Consider the following 15239-nt stretch of genomic DNA (forward strand, 5'->3'; position numbering starts at 1 on the left):
GACTAGCCGTGCAGTTCCCGGTGCGCCCGGGCCAGTTCGACGTAGCGGGCGGCGTTGGCCTTCACGCCGTCGAACTCCTCGTCGGTGAGTTCCCGCCGTACCTTCGCCGGGACGCCTGCAACCAGCGAGCGGGGCGGCACAATAGTCCCCTCCAGGACAACGGCGCCGGCTGCCACGAGCGAGCCGGTGCCGATCACCGCGCCGTTAAGCACGGTGGCGCCCATGCCGATCAGGCAGTCGTCCTGCACAGTGCAGCCATGGACGACGGCGGCATGTCCCACACTGACCCCGGCCCCGACGCTGCAGGGGAAGCCCGGATCGGCGTGCAGCACCACGTTGTCCTGCAGGTTGCTGCCGGCGCCGACGCTGATGGCCGCCGTGTCCGCCCGGACCGACACACCGTAGAAGGCGCTCGAGTCCTCAGCGAGCGTGGCCTCGCCGATGATCGACGCCGTCGGGGCGATGAAGGCGGATTCGTGGACGGCCGGGGTGTTCCCGGCGAAAGTGTGAAGAGGAGCCATGGGCCAAGCCTAGGACATTCCCCTCACTTGGGAGAGTCAGGGGTGCGGAGGATCAGGAACTGGTAGTGCTGCGTCCAGGTCCCCGCGCCCGGGCCGGATTCCTCGCCGTTGCCTTCCGGCCAGGTGACAAAGTCCTCGATGGCACCGTGCCGGCCAAAGACCTGCCGCACCGTCGCGTCGCTGCGCCGGCTGAAGAACCGGGGTTCGACGTCGTCCTCGGGGTTCAGGACCTCTTCATCCTCACCGGACCAGAGACCGACGGCGATTGGCGCGCTGGGTGCCGTGACGCGCACCAGTTCGCGCAGGACGCCGTCGATATCGGTGGCAGGGACGTGCAGCAGCGTGCTCATGGTCCAGAGGGCCGGGAAGGTTCCGTCCGGGAAGGGCAGTTGCCGGGCGCTGGCCACGGAGACGTCCAGGCCCTTCGCCCGGGACCTGCGGACGTGCTCCTCGGAGAGGTCAACGCCGGTGTAATGGATGCCGGCCCGGACGAACTCCAGGCCATCGAGCCCCATGCCGGAGCCGATCTCCAGGACGTTATGCCGGCCCTCGGCCTTGAGCAGCGAGATGAACCGCTCTCGCTGTTCTACCCGCTGGGGCGCAAGCGTATGTTCCGTGCCGGCCGCCGCGCGGCGGTTATAGAACTCGGCGAGGCGCTGCTCGTTGCCCGGTTCCTCCAGTGCATTCTCAACTGCGTCCATGGCCAACGACCTTAAATAGGGGACCGCTTAGTTAAAGACCACTGTCCGGTTGCCGTCCAGGAGGACCCGGTGTTCTGCATGCCATTGGACGGCCTGCGTCAGCGTGCGGCCCTCCACGTCCCGGCCCATCTGCACGAACTGCTCAGGCGTGCGGGCGTGGTCCACGCGGATGACTTCCTGCTCGATGATGGGGCCCTCGTCCAGGGCAGCCGTGACGTAGTGGGCAGTGGCGCCGATCAGCTTGACCCCGCGGGCGTGGGCCTGGTGATAGGGCTTGGCGCCCTTGAAGGACGGCAGGAACGAGTGGTGGATGTTGATGGCCTTGCCGGTGAGCTCCGCGCACAGGTCATCCGAAATGATCTGCATGTAGCGGGCCAGGACGGTCAGTTCGATATCGTGCTCGGCCATGAGGGCGCGCAGCTTGTCCTCGGCCTGGGCCTTGGTGTCCGGGGTGACCGGGATGTGGTGGAACGGGATGCCGTAGAACTCGGCCAGCCCGGCAAGGTCGCGGTGGTTGGAAACAATGGCGGGGATCTCGATGGGCAGGGTGCCGGAGCGCTGCTGGAACAGGATGTCGTTGAGGCAGTGCGCGGACGTGCTGGCCATCAGGAGCGTGCGCACCTTCTGGCCCACGGGGTTGAGACTCCACTGCATGCCGAACGAGTGGACCACCGGCTCGAGGGCAGCCTGGACCTCGGCCCGGGAGGCCGTCGTCGTCGCTTCCACCCGCATAAAGAAGTTGCCGGTTGCGGGGCTGCCATACTGCTGCGAGTCCAAAATATTACAGCCCGCCACCAGCAGCGCTCCGGCCACAGCGTGGACAATTCCGGGTCGGTCCGGGCAGGACAATGTCAATACGTAAGCTCGGTTCAGCTGCTCTTCAGTCACGACTACAAGCCTACCCGCGCGGCCCGCCCGCGTTTGGTAGTCTGGTGGGGTCGCAACTGGCGTTGGGTGGCTAACCACCAGGGAGTGGCAATCACGAAGACCACGGATCGTACGCCTGGGCCGAGGGTCATGTCTTACCGGAACTGCATCCTCTGAGGGTGCGGTTCGCTTTCACGCCCTGTCATCAAGGGGCGATGATGAGCGCCAGCCGGTAGCCTGACCTTAGCAGTGCCCGTATCCCTAGCCAGGAGTTTTTCGTGACTACTACCGCCACCACAACAGTCGCCGTCAGCAACCAGTCGCTGGCCGAGCTTGACCCCGAAATCGCAGCAGTCCTCAGCCAGGAACTTGGCCGCCAGCGCGGCACCCTGGAAATGATCGCCTCCGAAAACTTTGCCCCGCGCGCTGTGATGGAAGCCCAGGGCTCGGTCCTGACCAACAAGTACGCCGAGGGTTACCCGGGCCGCCGTTACTACGGCGGCTGCGAATATGTGGATATCGCGGAGCAGCTGGCCATCGACCGCGTCAAGGCACTGTTCGGTGCCGAGTACGCCAACGTCCAGCCGCACTCCGGTGCCCAGGCCAACGCCGCAGCATTGTCCGCCATGATCACCCCCGGTGACAAGATCCTGGGCCTGTCCCTGGCCCACGGCGGCCACCTGACCCACGGCATGAAGCTCAACTTCTCCGGCAAGCTCTATAACGTGGCTGCCTACCAGGTGGAGCCGGACAACTTCCGCGTTGACATGGACAAGCTGCGCGAACAGGCCATCGCCGAGAAGCCCCAGGTCATCATCGCCGGCTGGTCCGCCTACCCGCGCCACCTGGACTTTGCGGCCTTCCGCTCCATCGCCGATGAAGTGGGCGCGCTGCTCTGGACCGACATGGCACACTTCGCCGGACTGGTGGCTGCGGGGCTGCACCCGAGCCCGGTGCCGTACTCCGACGTCGTCACCTCCACCGTGCACAAGACCCTCGCCGGCCCGCGCTCCGGTGTGATCCTGGCCAAGCAGGAGTGGGCCAAGAAGATCAATTCCAACGTCTTCCCGGGCCAGCAGGGCGGGCCGCTCATGCACGTCATTGCAGCCAAGGCCGTTGCCTTCAAGATCGCCGGCACCGAGGAATTCAAGGAGCGCCAGGAGCGTGTCCTCGAAGGCGCCAAGATCATCGCTGACCGCCTCAACCAGTCCGACGTCTCCGACGCCGGCGTCTCCGTCCTCACCGGTGGCACCGACGTGCACCTGGTCCTGGTGGACCTGCGCAACTCCCAGCTCGACGGCCAGCAGGCCGAGGACCTCCTGCACTCCGTGGGCATCACCGTGAACCGCAATGCGGTTCCGTTCGACCCCCGCCCGCCGATGGTCACCTCCGGCCTGCGCATCGGCACCCCGGCCCTCGCCACCCGCGGCTTCGGTGCTGCCGAATTCACCGAGGTGGCAGAGATCATCGCCACTGCACTGAAGGCCGGCACCGCCACGGACGTCGAGGCACTGCAGTCCCGCGTGGACAAGCTCTGCGCCGATTTCCCGCTGTACCCGCAGCACGAGCAGTGGTAATCCATGACCATTGAAACTGGAACTGCACAGATTCTTGACGGCAAGGCTACCGCCGCTGCCATCAAGGCCGAGCTGACCGTACGCGTGGCCGCACTCAAGGCCAAGGGCGTCGTCCCCGGGCTGGGCACCATTTTGGTGGGCTCCGATCCCGGGAGCACCTGGTACGTGGGTGGCAAGCATAAGGACTGCGCGGAGGTGGGCATCACGTCCATCCGCCGCGACCTGCCGGAGGAGACCACGCAGGACGAACTCCTGGCCGTGGTCCGCGAGCTGAACGACAACCCGGAATGCACCGGCTACATCGTGCAGCTTCCCTTGCCCAAGCACATCAACCAGGACGTCATCCTGGAGGCCATGGATCCGGATAAGGACGCCGACGGCCTGCACCCAATGAACCTGGGCCGCCTGGTGGCCAACGTCAGCGGACCCATGACCTCGCCGCTGCCGTGCACCCCCAAGGGCTGCGTGGAGCTCCTCACCCGGCACGGCATCAGCCTCAAGGGCAAGCGCGTCCTCGTGGTGGGCCGCGGCGTGACCATCGGGCGTCCCGTCGGGCTACTGCTGACCCGCAAGGACGTCAACGCCACGGTCATCCTGGCGCACACCGGCACCGTGGACCTGGCCGCCGAACTCCGCCAGGCCGACGTCGTGATCGCCGCCGCGGGAGTCCCGCACATGATCAAGGCGGCGGACCTGAAGCCGGGCGCAATAGTGCTCGACGTCGGCGTGAGCCGTGTTGACGACGGCAACGGTAAGGCAGTGGTCACCGGAGACGTGGACCCCGCTGCCGCCGCCGTCGCCTCGTGGATCTCCCCGAACCCGGGCGGCGTAGGGCCGATGACCCGCGCCATGCTGCTCGCCAATGTGGTGGAGACCGCGGAGCGCCAGGCGGGAATCGCCTAGTTTCGTTCCTTAACAGCAAAGCCCGACGGCGGTCCGCATCTTTCACTTGAGGTGCGGGCCGCCGTCGGACTTTTTGGAGTGGAACCGAAACCTACTTCAGCTGGCCGCGGACCTCCCCGCCGGGGAAGTCGGCGTTATGCACGTTGACGTAGTAGTCGCCTGGGTTGGATTCGATGGCTGCCAGCACGGCCGAGTCTTCCGTAGTGCAGGTATCAATCGTCCAGTCCGTGCCGCTGTCCACCTCAAGCGGAATAACCACACCACCAGCCACATTGCGGGACGCGAGGTGGATGTGTGCCGCCATGGCAGGAGCGGACAGATCACGGACGGTCAGCGTATAGCAGAGCTCGTCATCGTCGATGGTGTAGGTGAAGGATCCGCCGGCCCCGGTGTGAACCGGACCGACTTCCTGGCCGGTGTTGAGCGGAATGGCGGGAGCGGCGCCCGGTTTCGCCTCCGCAGGGGCGGTGATCCCCAAAAGGGAGATGATGGCTGTGGCCACCGCGGCTGTCCTGAACGCATGACTCTTCATGATGTGTCCTCAGATAGACGAATGAACTTCTACCCCTAGCCCGATTCACGCTACGCCGCGCCCTGATCAGGCACAATAGCGCGCGTCCCGGACCCGGTGTTCGCCGGGGGTGGAAGGTGCGCTGGGGCTCTGCTGCGTTTGAGACAATGGACGCATGCGATCTCTGGGTAACACTCAATCTCCGTCCGGCCGGTCCAAGGGCGGCTTCTCCATGCTGCGGATCAGCGGTCCGGGAATGATGGTCTTTGTCATCGCGTTCATCGTTGCCGTGATCTTTGCCGCGAACCAGAACGACGTCGTGGGCTGGGTTGTCGCCATCATCGCCGCCTTCTGGCTGGCCCTCGCAGCCTTTGTGGTGTTCAGCATCCAGAAGGCCGCCAAAAAGGCCGGCGCGAAGCTGACGGAAGCCCAGAACGCCTTCAACAGCGCAGCCGGCCGTGCGCCGTCGTCGTCTTCAGCCGACCACGGCGGCACCCGGGTGGTGTACGAGCGGAACGAAGCGGACGAAGTCCGCGACCTCAAGCTGGACCACTCCTTCAAGATCGTCCAGGTCCAGATCCAAGTAGTGGAGAAGGAACGCGCCAAGGGTGAGGCAGCGGATCAGGATACGATCCGCCGCGCGCTGGAGACCATCGAGATCACCGCCACCAACGCCCGCGACATGATCCGCGCTGCCGGCGGCACCGGCGACCCGGTCAGCGGAACCATCATCGACTAGAGTAGTGCGGGTGATCTCGGCATTGAAGAAGGACCACCTTCGCATCGCATCAGTCAACGTCAACGGCCTCCGGGCTGCCTACAAGAACGGTATGGCGGCATGGCTGGAGCCCCGCGAGGTGGACATTCTCTGCCTCCAGGAAGTCCGGGCCCCTGACGCGATTGTGCGCCAGCTGCTCGGTGATGGCTGGCACATCCTGCACGCCGAAGCCGAGGCCAAAGGCCGCGCCGGCGTTGCCATTGCGTCCCGTGAAGAGCCGCTGGACACCCGCAACGGCATCGGCGATGACTACTTCGCCACCGCCGGACGCTGGGTTGAGGCTGACTTCAGGGTGGCCGACGCCGAGGGGAACCCCGCGCAGCTGACCGTTGCCAGCGCCTACGTGCACTCCGGTGAAGTGGGCACACCGAAGCAGGTGGACAAGTACCGCTTTTTGGATGTCATGACCACCAGGCTGCCGGAACTGTCCAAGCACAGCGATCACGCACTGGTGGTGGGGGACCTCAACGTGGGCCACACCGAACGGGACATCAGGAACTGGAAGGGCAACGTCAAGAAGGCCGGCTTCCTGCCTGACGAACGTGCCTATTTTGACCGCTTCTTCGGCGAGGACATCGGCTGGAAGGACGTCCACCGTGGCCTGGCGGGCGACGTCGACGGCCCTTACACCTGGTGGTCACAGCGTGGGCAGGCGTTCGACAACGACACCGGCTGGCGCATCGACTACCACATGGCCACCCCGGACCTCGCCGCCGCCGCGTTCTCGGCAGTGGTTGACCGGGCGCCTTCGTGGGACACCCGCTTCTCTGACCATGCCCCGCTGGTAGTGGACTACCGGCTCTAAGCCCCGAAGGTTTTTTCCCCATGACTAGCCCGACTTCCCCGGTGACCAAGAAACGCATCCTCTCCGGCGCCAAGCCCACGGCGGACTCCCTGCATCTGGGCAACTATATTGGCGCTGTCCGCAACTGGGTGGACATGCAGGCTGAATATGATGCCGTCTTCTTCATCCCGGACCTTCACGCCATCACCGTGGACTTCGATCCCGCCGAGCTCGCCAAGCGCACCCGGGTGGTTGCCGCGCAGTACATTGCCGCCGGCATCGACCCGGACAAAAGCATCTTCTTTGTGCAGTCCCACGTCCCCGAGCACGCCCAGCTGGCCTGGGCCCTGAACTGCATCACCGGCTTCGGCGAAGCGTCCCGGATGACACAGTTCAAGGACAAGACCCAGAAGTCGGGCGCGGACGCCGCAACTCTTGGCCTGTTTGCATACCCCACGCTCATGGCAGCCGACATCCTGCTGTACCAGACTGACCTCGTGCCGGTGGGCGAGGACCAGCGGCAGCACCTGGAGCTCACCCGGACCCTGGCCCAGCGCTTCAACACCCGCTACGGCCACACGTTCACCGTGCCGGAGGCCACCATCCTCAAGGCCAGCGCCAAGATTTACGACCTCCAGAGCCCGACTGCCAAGATGTCGAAGACAGGCGGGTCGCCCCACGGTTCCATCCAGCTCCTGGAAGACCCCAAGCTCGCCGCGAAGCGCATCAAGTCCGCGGTCACTGACACCGGATCCGAGGTCCGGTTCGATCCCGAAGCCAAGCCCGGGATCTCCAACCTCCTCACCATCTACTCCACGCTCACCGGAAAGTCCGTGGCTGAGCTGGAGACGGAGTACGAGGGCAAGATGTACGGCCACCTGAAAGTGGACCTTGCGGAGATCATGGTGGACTTCATCACGCCGCTGCGGAACCGCACCAACGAACTGATGGCTGACCCGGCCGAGCTGGACCGGCTGCTGGCCCAGGGCGCCGAGCGGGCCAGGGAAATCGCCGCAGTGACCCTTGGCCAGGTCTATGAGCGCATGGGCTTTCTGCCGTCCCTCAGCCTCGCAGGGGTCCGCTAGCTCGATGTCGGCCGCCAGCAATGTCAGTGAAGGAATGAGCGTAGGCGTCATTCTGGGCTTCCCCCCTGCCATCGCCGAGGAACTTCAACGGTGGCGCGCCTCCTTCGGGGACCCCATGGCGGGGGTGGTGCCCGCGCACATCACGCTGGTCACCACCACGCCCACCCAGGACTGGGCAGCTACCCAGGCGCACGTCCGCGACGTGGCGCGGCGGCAGGTCCCGTTTATGGTCACCATTGCCGGGACCGGAACGTTCCGGCCGGTCTCCCCGGTGGTTTACATCAACGTCGAGGACGGGTTCGACTCCTGCGTGGAGCTCCACGAAAAACTCCAGACCGGCCCGCTGCAACGCGAGTTGCCGTTCTCGTACCACCCGCATGTCACCATCGCCCACGATGTCGCGCCCGAAAGCCTGGACGAGGCCGAAACGGTGCTTGAAAGTTACCGGGCAACGTTCCCGGTGGTTAGCATGGGACTCTACGAGCACGATGCCGACGGCATTTGGCAGCTACGGGAAGAGTTGGACTTTGGGACCGAAACTGACGACGGCGGGTCCTTCGCCGCGGACGCCGACGCAAACGGCGCCACCGCTCCCCACTGAACAGGCCCGCCTGAAGCTCGCCGTCATCCAGAAACGGATGGAGTGGGGCAAAGCCAGAAGGTCCGGCGGCGGCCCGGTGGCCAGCTCGCTGGCGATGCTCCAGTGGCTGCTGGCCAGGCTTAATGCCTTCCGCCCGATGCGCGCGTGGCAGCACTACAACCTCCAGCATGGCCCGTTGATGAGCGCCGGCATCGGCTTCAACATGTTCTTCTCCATCACCGGCCTGTTGGCCACGGGTTTCTCCGTTGCCGGCCTGGTGTTGCGGGGCCAGCCTGCCCTGCTGGACACCATCATCAGCAGCGTGGCCCGGAGTGCGCCCGGACTGCTGAAGGTGGGCGGGGGAGAAGGCTTGGTTGATCCGAATGACCTCCTGAACCCGGACGGCCTCGGCTGGACCGCCGTGATCGCCGCCGTGGTTACGGTCATCACGTCCCTGGGCTGGATCGCCGGACTCCGCGACGGCCTGCGCGGTGTGGTGCGGTTGCCGCCCCTGAAGATCAACCCGATTGTCCTCAAACTGCGCGACGCTGGCACCCTGCTGCTCCTGGGAGTGGCCCTGGTGATCAGCGCCGGAGCGTCCCTGGTGTTCGGCACGGCGGCCGGCTGGGTCACCGACTTCCTGCAGCTGGATCCGGCGGTGGCAGGTCCGCTGACCACCGTGATCAAGATCGGTGTGCCGCTGACGCTCAACTGGGTCACCGCCGTCATCATGTTCCGGCTGGTCGGTGGGCTCAAGCTCTCCCGGCGGGCACTCCTGGAGGGGACCATCCTTGCCGCGGTGGGCACCACCGTCCTTCAGGTCTTCAGCACTGAACTGCTGGCCGGTGCGGGACGGAACCCCATCCTGGCGCCGTTTGCCATCATCATCGGCCTGCTGATCTGGTTCAACCTGGTCAGTCAGGTCTACCTCGTGTCCGCCGGCTGGTCCACCATCCGTGAAGAGGACCTCAGGAGCGCACCCGCAGGCCAGGACAAAGCCCTGTGGGGCTCCCGGCAGGTCCAGCCCGGCAAAGTACCCGTGGAGGGCCACAGCGACGGAAAGGGCCCCGGCGCCGGGCACCAGGGCAGCCCGGCAGTTACTTCCCGGCGTCGAGGTACTGGTCGGCCCAGGCAGAAATAATCCTGGCGGCCCGGGCTGCCTGGCCCTTGCCGGTCAGCAGGTGGTCGCTGCCTTCGAGTGAGACGAAGTTCCGCGGATGGCGCGCCGTCTGGAAGATGGTGCTGGCGTTCTCGATGCCCACAGTGTTGTCCGTGGGGGAGTGGAGGACCATCAGAGGCCTGTGCAGCTGCCGGATGCAGTCCGTGAGGTCCGCGTTCTCCAGGTCCTCCACAAAGTGCTTCCGGATCTCCACGCGTTTCCCGCCGAGGTCCACTTCGGCGCTGCCCTCGCTGAGGATCTTGTCCAGTGCGGCGTCAAAGACGTGGGCCACGTGCTTGGGTGAGAACGGGGCGGCCACTGTTGCGACGGCGTCGAGCTCCGGGATCTGGCGGGCGGCCGAAAGCACCGCCGCGCCACCGAACGAGTGGCCCACCAGCAGCGAGATAGCCCTCCCTTGGTTGCGCATGAACTCGGCGGCCACAACGGTGTCAGCCACTTTGTGGCTGAAGGAGCCCTCCGACCAATAGCCGGCGGACTCGCCCAGCCCCAGGTTATCGAAACGGAGCATCCCGATGCCGGTGTCAGCCAGGGCCTTGCACATGCGGGACGCCGCGGGGCTGTCCTTGCCCAGCGTGAAGCCGTGCGAGAAGACACCCCAGCCCCGTACCGGCCCCTCCGGGACGTCGATGATGCCGGACAGGAGCTCGCCGGTGGATCCTTCGAAGCTGACTTTTTCGGAGCGGGACATCGCGTGCTGCTTTCGTTCGTGGCGTCAGGTGTTAAACAACGACGGCGCCCATCCCACCTAAGGTGGGTGACGCCGTCGTAAGCAAGAACCTGAATTAGATCTTACGGGAGAGAATTGCCTGCTTGACCTCGGCGATCGCCTGGGTCACCTGGATGCCGCGGGGGCATGCTTCGGAGCAGTTGAAGGTGGTGCGGCAACGCCACACGCCTTCCTTGTCGTTCAGGATCTCCAGGCGCATGTCGCCGGCATCATCACGGGAATCGAAGATGAAGCGGTGGGCGTTGACGATCGCGGCCGGGCCGAAGTACTGCCCGTCGGTCCAGAACACCGGGCAGGAGGACGTGCACGCCGCGCAGAGGATGCACTTGGTGGTGTCGTCGAAGCGCTCACGGTCCTCGGCGGACTGCAGGCGTTCCTTGGTGGGCTCGTGGCCCTTGTTGATCAGGAACGGCATGACTTCGCGGAAGGACTGGAAGAACGGCTCCATGTCCACAATCAGGTCCTTCTCCACCGGCAGGCCCTTGATGGGCTCAACGGTGATGGGCTTGGTGGTGTCCAAGTCCTTCAGGAGGGTCTTGCAGGCGAGGCGGTTGCGGCCGTTGATGCGCATGGCATCGGAACCGCAGACGCCGTGGGCGCAGGAACGGCGGAACGAAACGCTGCCGTCAATTTCCCACTTGACCTTGTGCAGGGCGTCCAGCACGCGGTCGGTGCCGTACATGGTCACCTTGAAGTCGTCCCAGGTGGCGTCCTCGGACACCTCAGGGTTGTAACGGCGAACGCGCAGGGTGACGTCGAACGTGGGGATCTCTCCGCCGCCTCCGATGTGTGCGGGCAGTTCGATCTTGGAGGCTGGCTCAGCAAGTTCAGCGGTCATCTTAGTACTTCCTCACCATCGGCTCGTAGCGGGTAAAGACAACCGGTTTGGTGCCCAGACGGATGCCGGCTGTTGTTTCCGCGGACCCCGCGGTGCCGTCGGCCGGGGCGTGGTCATCCTTGTACGCCATGGAGTGCTTCATGAATTTTTCGTCGTCGCGTTCCGGGAAGTCCTCGCGGAAGTGTCCGCCGCGGGATTCCTCACGGTGCAGGGCCGCCACGGTCATGACCTTGGCCAGTTCCAGCAGGAAGCCCAGCTCAACGGCCTCGAGCAGGTCCAGGTTGAAGCGCTTGCCCTTGTCCTGGACGCTGATCTTCTTGTACCGCGCCTCGAAGGACTCGATGTCCCTCAGGACCTGGTTCAGCGTGTCAGCCGTACGGAACACCTGCATGTTGGCGTCCATGGTGTCCTGGAGTTCCTTGCGGATCACCGCCACCTTCTCGTCGCCGGTGCCGTTGCGGGCAATGTCCAGCAGCTCGATGGTGTAAGCCTCCGGGTCCTCCGGGAGGTCCACGAAGTCAGCGGTCTTGGCGTACTCCGCGGCGGCGATGCCGGCGCGCTTGCCGAACACGTTGATGTCCAGCAGTGAGTTGGTGCCCAGGCGGTTGGAGCCGTGGACCGAAACGCAGGCGACCTCACCGGCGGCGTAAAGGCCCGGGACCACGGTGTCGTTGTCCTGCAGGACTTCGGTGGTGATGTTGGTGGGGATGCCGCCCATGGCGTAGTGCGCCGTGGGGAACACCGGGACCGGTTCCGTGTACGGTTCCACGCCCAGGTAGGTGCGGGCGAACTCGGTGATGTCCGGCAGCTTGGCGTCGATGTGAGCCGGCTCCAGGTGGGTCAGGTCCAGGAGGACGTAGTCCTTGTTCGGACCGCAGCCGCGGCCTTCACGGACTTCGTTGGCCATGGAGCGGGCCACGATGTCACGCGGGGCAAGGTCCTTGATGGTGGGGGCGTAGCGCTCCATAAAGCGCTCACCCTCGGAGTTACGCAGGATGGCGCCCTCGCCGCGGGCGGCTTCGGAGAGCAGGATGCCCAGGCCGGCGAGGCCTGTCGGGTGGAACTGGAAGAACTCCATGTCCTCCAGCGGAATGCCCTTGCGGAACGCGATGCCCATGCCGTCGCCGGTCAGGGTGTGGGCGTTGGACGTGGTCTTGAATACCTTGCCGGCGCCGCCGGTAGCGAAGATCACGGACTTGGCCTGGAACACGTGCAGCTCACCGGAGGCGAGGTCATAGGACACGACGCCGGCAACACGCTTCTGCTTGTACGGCGTGCCGTCCTCGCGGACAGCGTCTTCCTCGACCGTCAGGAGGTCAAGGACGTAGTACTCGTTGTAGAACTCGACGTTGTGCTTGACGCAGTTTTGGTACAGCGTCTGCAGGATCATGTGGCCGGTGCGGTCAGCTGCGTAGCAGGCACGGCGGACGGGCGCCTTACCGTGGTCGCGGGTGTGGCCACCGAAGCGGCGCTGGTCGATCCGGCCTTCGGGCGTGCGGTTGAACGGCAGGCCCATCTTTTCCAGGTCCAGCACGGCGTCGATGGCTTCCTTCGCCATGACCTCGGCGGCGTCCTGGTCAACCAGGTAGTCGCCGCCCTTAATGGTGTCAAAGGTGTGCCATTCCCAGTTGTCTTCTTCGACATTGGCAAGGGCCGCACACATGCCACCCTGCGCCGCACCGGTGTGCGAGCGGGTGGGGTAGAGCTTGGTCAGTACTGCTGTTCGCGCGCGCTGACCGGACTCGATCGCGGCGCGCATGCCAGCGCCACCGGCACCGACGATGACGACGTCGTACTTATGGACCTGCATACTTGGGCGCTCTTTCTCTCAAAATTCGCTATAAAACAACGGGCGGGCGTTGCCTGCACCGCAAAATACAGCCTGCGGCTCACCGCGGGCAGCGGATGATCTGGCTACGCGGGGCAGAAGCCGCCGGGCAGCGGAACGCCGTCAACCACGGGGCACGGGTTGAAGGTGAAGATCACCAGGGTGCCAAGGACGATGATCACGGTGGTGGCCGCGTAGAGGACGATCTTGAGCCAGAGTCGGGTGGAGTCCTTCTCGGCGTAGTCGTTGATGATGGTGCGTACGCCGTTGGTGCCGTGCAGCATGGCCAGCCACAGCATGGCGAGGTCCCAGACCTGCCAGAACGGGTCAGCCCACTTGCCGGCGACGAAGCCGAAGTCGATGGCGTGGATGCCTTCGCCCACCAGGAGGTTCACGAAGAGGTGCCCGAAGATGAGCACCACCAGCACTACGCCGGAAAGGCGCATGAACAGCCAGGCGAACATTTCGAAGTTGCCCCGGCTTGCGCCGGTGCGGCGGTACTGGGGGGAGATTTTCCCACTGCGTGGGCTGTCGATCGTTGCAGTCATGGCTCAGTGACCTCCGAGTGCGAGGGAAAGGTGGCGGATGGAGAAGCCGACCATAACCACTACCCACAGGGCCAGGACGGTCCACAGCATCTGGCGCTGGTATTTGGCGCCCTTCTTCCAGAAGTCGACGGCGATGATCCGCAGGCCGTTAAAGGCGTGGAAGACAATCGCGGCAACCAGGCCCGTTTCACCCAGGGCCATAAGGGGGTTCTTGTAGGCACCGATAACAGCCGTGTAGGCCTCCGGGGACACACGCACCAATGAGGTGTCCAGCACATGGACCAACAAGAAGAAAAAGATCACTACACCGGTAATCCGGTGTCCTACCCAGGACCACATGCCTTCACGGCCGCGGTACAAGGTGCCAGCTGGTTTTGTCGGCACTGATAAACCTCCCTGCAACACAGCGGCGCTGGCATGAGATCCACGCGGGGGGAACGCCTGCTGCGAGAGCAACTCGTAGCTCAGGCCTAAATCTAGGCTTCGCTCACAGCTTATTCAATTTAGGAACTCCTTGGTGACCCCGCAATGCCTGCGTTTTGCCTGCAGATGAGACGAACACCACACCATGGCGCGCCCGCGGGGGTTGGCGGAGGGTTCTGAAAGGGCAGTTCACGGCTCGTCAGCTAAAGTAGCCGTGATGAGTACAGACAAAGTGACAAGCCCGGATTCACCCCTGAACCGCTTTATTGCGGTCATTCCGGCAGGCGGAGTGGGGACCCGCCTCTGGCCCCTGTCACGGGCAGCAGCTCCCAAATTCCTCCATGACCTCACCGGGTCCGGCAGCACTTTGCTGCGCGCCACCTACGACCGCCTCGAGCCGCTGGCCGGCAGGCGTGTCCTCGTGGTGACCGGCACTGCACACCGGGCCGCCGTATGCCGCCAGCTGCCCGAGGTCCAGGAGTCGGACCTGGTCCTGGAGAGTGAGCCCAAGGATTCCGGCGCCGCCATCGGCCTGGCTGCCGCCATCCTGTACCAGCGTGACCCGGACACCATCATGGGTTCCTTCGCCGCTGACCAGGTCATCAGTCCTGACCACCTGTTCCAGCAGGCCGTCCGCGAGGCCATCCACACGGCCGCCGCCGGCAAGATCGTAACCATCGGCATCAAGCCGACCCACCCGTCCACCGGCTTCGGTTACATCCGCGCCGGCGAGGCACTCAACATCGAAGGTGCCCCCAGCGCCCAGGCCGTGGTGGAGTTCGTGGAGAAGCCGGACGAGGAAGTTGCCCAGCAGTATGTGGACAGCGGTGAGTATGTCTGGAACGCAGGAATGTTCGTGGCTCCCGTTGCCCTGATGCTGAGGCACCTTGAGGCCAACCAGCCGGAGCTCTTCAAGGGCCTGCAGGAGATCGCCCAGGCTTGGGACACTCCCGAACGTGATGTCGTCACAGCCCGCGTCTGGCCCACGTTGCCCAAGATCGCCATTGACTATGCGGTGGCGGAGCCCGCCGCCGCTGCCGGCGATGTCGCCGTTGTGCCGGGCACCTTCGGATGGGACGACGTCGGGGACTTTGCTTCGGTGGGCCGGCTCAACAGTGCGCGGGAAGTCGATGACGTCACCGTTATCGGTGAAGGCGCCCGGGTTTTCACTGAAAACGCCAGCGGTGTGGTGGTTTCGGACACGAAGCGCGTGATCGCCCTGATCGGCATCAAAGATGTGGTCATCGTTGACACGGGCGATGCCCTCCTGGTGACCACCAAGCAGCACGCGCAGCGGGTCAAGGGAGCCGTTGACGCGCTCAAGGCCAGTGGCGACACCGACGTTCTGTAACCCGGTCGGGAGTGTCCAGGCGCGGCACAATCTGTAA

At 64.9% G+C, this 15239-nt stretch carries 17 protein-coding genes; 8 read left to right on the forward strand and 9 right to left on the reverse strand.

Annotation, left to right across the window (positions count from 1 at the left end):
- Positions 1–2: 2 nt before the first annotated feature.
- Genes NIBR502772_RS08220 through purU form a run of 3 tightly spaced genes read right to left on the reverse strand, consistent with a single transcriptional unit; the run spans position 3 to position 2110 of the window.
- Complete coding sequence (locus NIBR502772_RS08220; RefSeq protein ID WP_141139822.1) at positions 3–521, reverse strand: gamma carbonic anhydrase family protein; 519 nt, start codon at positions 519–521, stop codon at positions 3–5.
- Between the two features lie 23 nt (positions 522–544).
- Positions 545–1222 (reverse strand): class I SAM-dependent methyltransferase, encoded by a 678-nt coding sequence (locus tag NIBR502772_RS08225; protein WP_141139823.1) that lies wholly within the window; start codon positions 1220–1222, stop codon positions 545–547.
- Positions 1223–1249: 27 nt separating this feature from the next.
- On the reverse strand, positions 1250–2110 hold the full coding sequence (gene purU, locus NIBR502772_RS08230; protein WP_058929694.1) for a formyltetrahydrofolate deformylase: 861 nt from the start codon (positions 2108–2110) through the stop codon (positions 1250–1252).
- 257 nt (positions 2111–2367) lie between these two features.
- Between purU and glyA the strand changes: the two genes are divergently transcribed.
- Together glyA and NIBR502772_RS08240 are read left to right on the forward strand one after the other, a co-directional pair.
- Entirely contained in the window at positions 2368–3666 is a 1299-nt protein-coding gene (gene glyA, locus NIBR502772_RS08235) for a serine hydroxymethyltransferase (protein WP_141139824.1), read from the forward strand.
- Positions 3667–3675: 9 nt separating this feature from the next.
- Positions 3676–4569 (forward strand): bifunctional methylenetetrahydrofolate dehydrogenase/methenyltetrahydrofolate cyclohydrolase, encoded by an 894-nt coding sequence (locus NIBR502772_RS08240; RefSeq protein WP_141141992.1) that lies wholly within the window; start codon positions 3676–3678, stop codon positions 4567–4569.
- 91 nt (positions 4570–4660) lie between these two features.
- Here the strand turns inward: NIBR502772_RS08240 and NIBR502772_RS08245 are convergent, their stop codons facing one another.
- Positions 4661–5101 (reverse strand): CHRD domain-containing protein, encoded by a 441-nt coding sequence (locus NIBR502772_RS08245; protein ID WP_141139825.1) that lies wholly within the window; start codon positions 5099–5101, stop codon positions 4661–4663.
- 154 nt (positions 5102–5255) lie between these two features.
- Here NIBR502772_RS08245 and NIBR502772_RS08250 point away from each other — a divergent pair, with 154 nt between their 5' ends.
- Genes NIBR502772_RS08250 through NIBR502772_RS08270 form a run of 5 tightly spaced genes read left to right on the forward strand, consistent with a single transcriptional unit; the run spans position 5256 to position 9448 of the window.
- A complete protein-coding gene (locus NIBR502772_RS08250; protein WP_141139826.1) occupies positions 5256–5819 on the forward strand; it encodes a hypothetical protein in 564 nt (187 codons plus the stop codon).
- 10 nt (positions 5820–5829) lie between these two features.
- Positions 5830–6663, forward strand: a complete 834-nt coding sequence (locus NIBR502772_RS08255; RefSeq protein ID WP_141139827.1) for an exodeoxyribonuclease III — start codon at positions 5830–5832, stop codon at positions 6661–6663.
- A 20-nt stretch (positions 6664–6683) separates the two neighbouring features.
- Entirely contained in the window at positions 6684–7727 is a 1044-nt protein-coding gene (gene trpS, locus NIBR502772_RS08260; protein ID WP_141139828.1) for a tryptophan--tRNA ligase, read from the forward strand.
- 4 nt (positions 7728–7731) lie between these two features.
- A complete protein-coding gene (locus tag NIBR502772_RS08265; RefSeq protein WP_246848738.1) occupies positions 7732–8328 on the forward strand; it encodes a 2'-5' RNA ligase family protein in 597 nt (198 codons plus the stop codon).
- 37 nt (positions 8329–8365) lie between these two features.
- Entirely contained in the window at positions 8366–9448 is a 1083-nt protein-coding gene (locus NIBR502772_RS08270) for a YihY/virulence factor BrkB family protein (protein ID WP_141141993.1), read from the forward strand.
- Here NIBR502772_RS08270 and NIBR502772_RS08275 read toward each other — a convergent pair.
- The 5 genes from NIBR502772_RS08275 to sdhC form a co-directional block, all read right to left on the reverse strand.
- Positions 9405–10175, reverse strand: coding sequence for a S9 family peptidase (locus tag NIBR502772_RS08275; protein WP_141139830.1), 771 nt, complete (start codon positions 10173–10175; stop codon positions 9405–9407). The two genes, NIBR502772_RS08270 and NIBR502772_RS08275, sit on opposite strands and share 44 nt — an antisense overlap.
- A gap of 94 nt (positions 10176–10269) precedes the next feature.
- Positions 10270–11052 (reverse strand): succinate dehydrogenase iron-sulfur subunit, encoded by a 783-nt coding sequence (locus NIBR502772_RS08280; protein ID WP_058929685.1) that lies wholly within the window; start codon positions 11050–11052, stop codon positions 10270–10272.
- A 1-nt stretch (position 11053) separates the two neighbouring features.
- Positions 11054–12862, reverse strand: a complete 1809-nt coding sequence (gene sdhA / locus NIBR502772_RS08285) for a succinate dehydrogenase flavoprotein subunit (RefSeq protein ID WP_141139831.1) — start codon at positions 12860–12862, stop codon at positions 11054–11056.
- Positions 12863–12966: 104 nt separating this feature from the next.
- The gene (locus NIBR502772_RS08290) at positions 12967–13428 is read right to left on the reverse strand and encodes a succinate dehydrogenase hydrophobic membrane anchor subunit (RefSeq protein WP_141139832.1); all 462 of its coding nucleotides are present in this window, start codon (positions 13426–13428) and stop codon (positions 12967–12969) included.
- A gap of 3 nt (positions 13429–13431) precedes the next feature.
- Positions 13432–13767, reverse strand: a complete 336-nt coding sequence (gene sdhC, locus NIBR502772_RS08295; RefSeq protein WP_056347392.1) for a succinate dehydrogenase, cytochrome b556 subunit — start codon at positions 13765–13767, stop codon at positions 13432–13434.
- Positions 13768–14068: 301 nt separating this feature from the next.
- On the opposite strand from sdhC, the gene NIBR502772_RS08300 reads away from it, so the two are divergent.
- Positions 14069–15202: a mannose-1-phosphate guanylyltransferase gene (locus NIBR502772_RS08300; RefSeq protein ID WP_104060961.1), complete on the forward strand. Its 1134-nt coding sequence runs from the start codon at positions 14069–14071 to the stop codon at positions 15200–15202.
- Positions 15203–15239: the final 37 nt, after the last annotated feature.

Origin of the sequence: Pseudarthrobacter sp. NIBRBAC000502772, assembly GCF_006517235.1 — a bacterium.
Classification (GTDB): Bacteria; Actinomycetota; Actinomycetes; order Actinomycetales; family Micrococcaceae; genus Arthrobacter.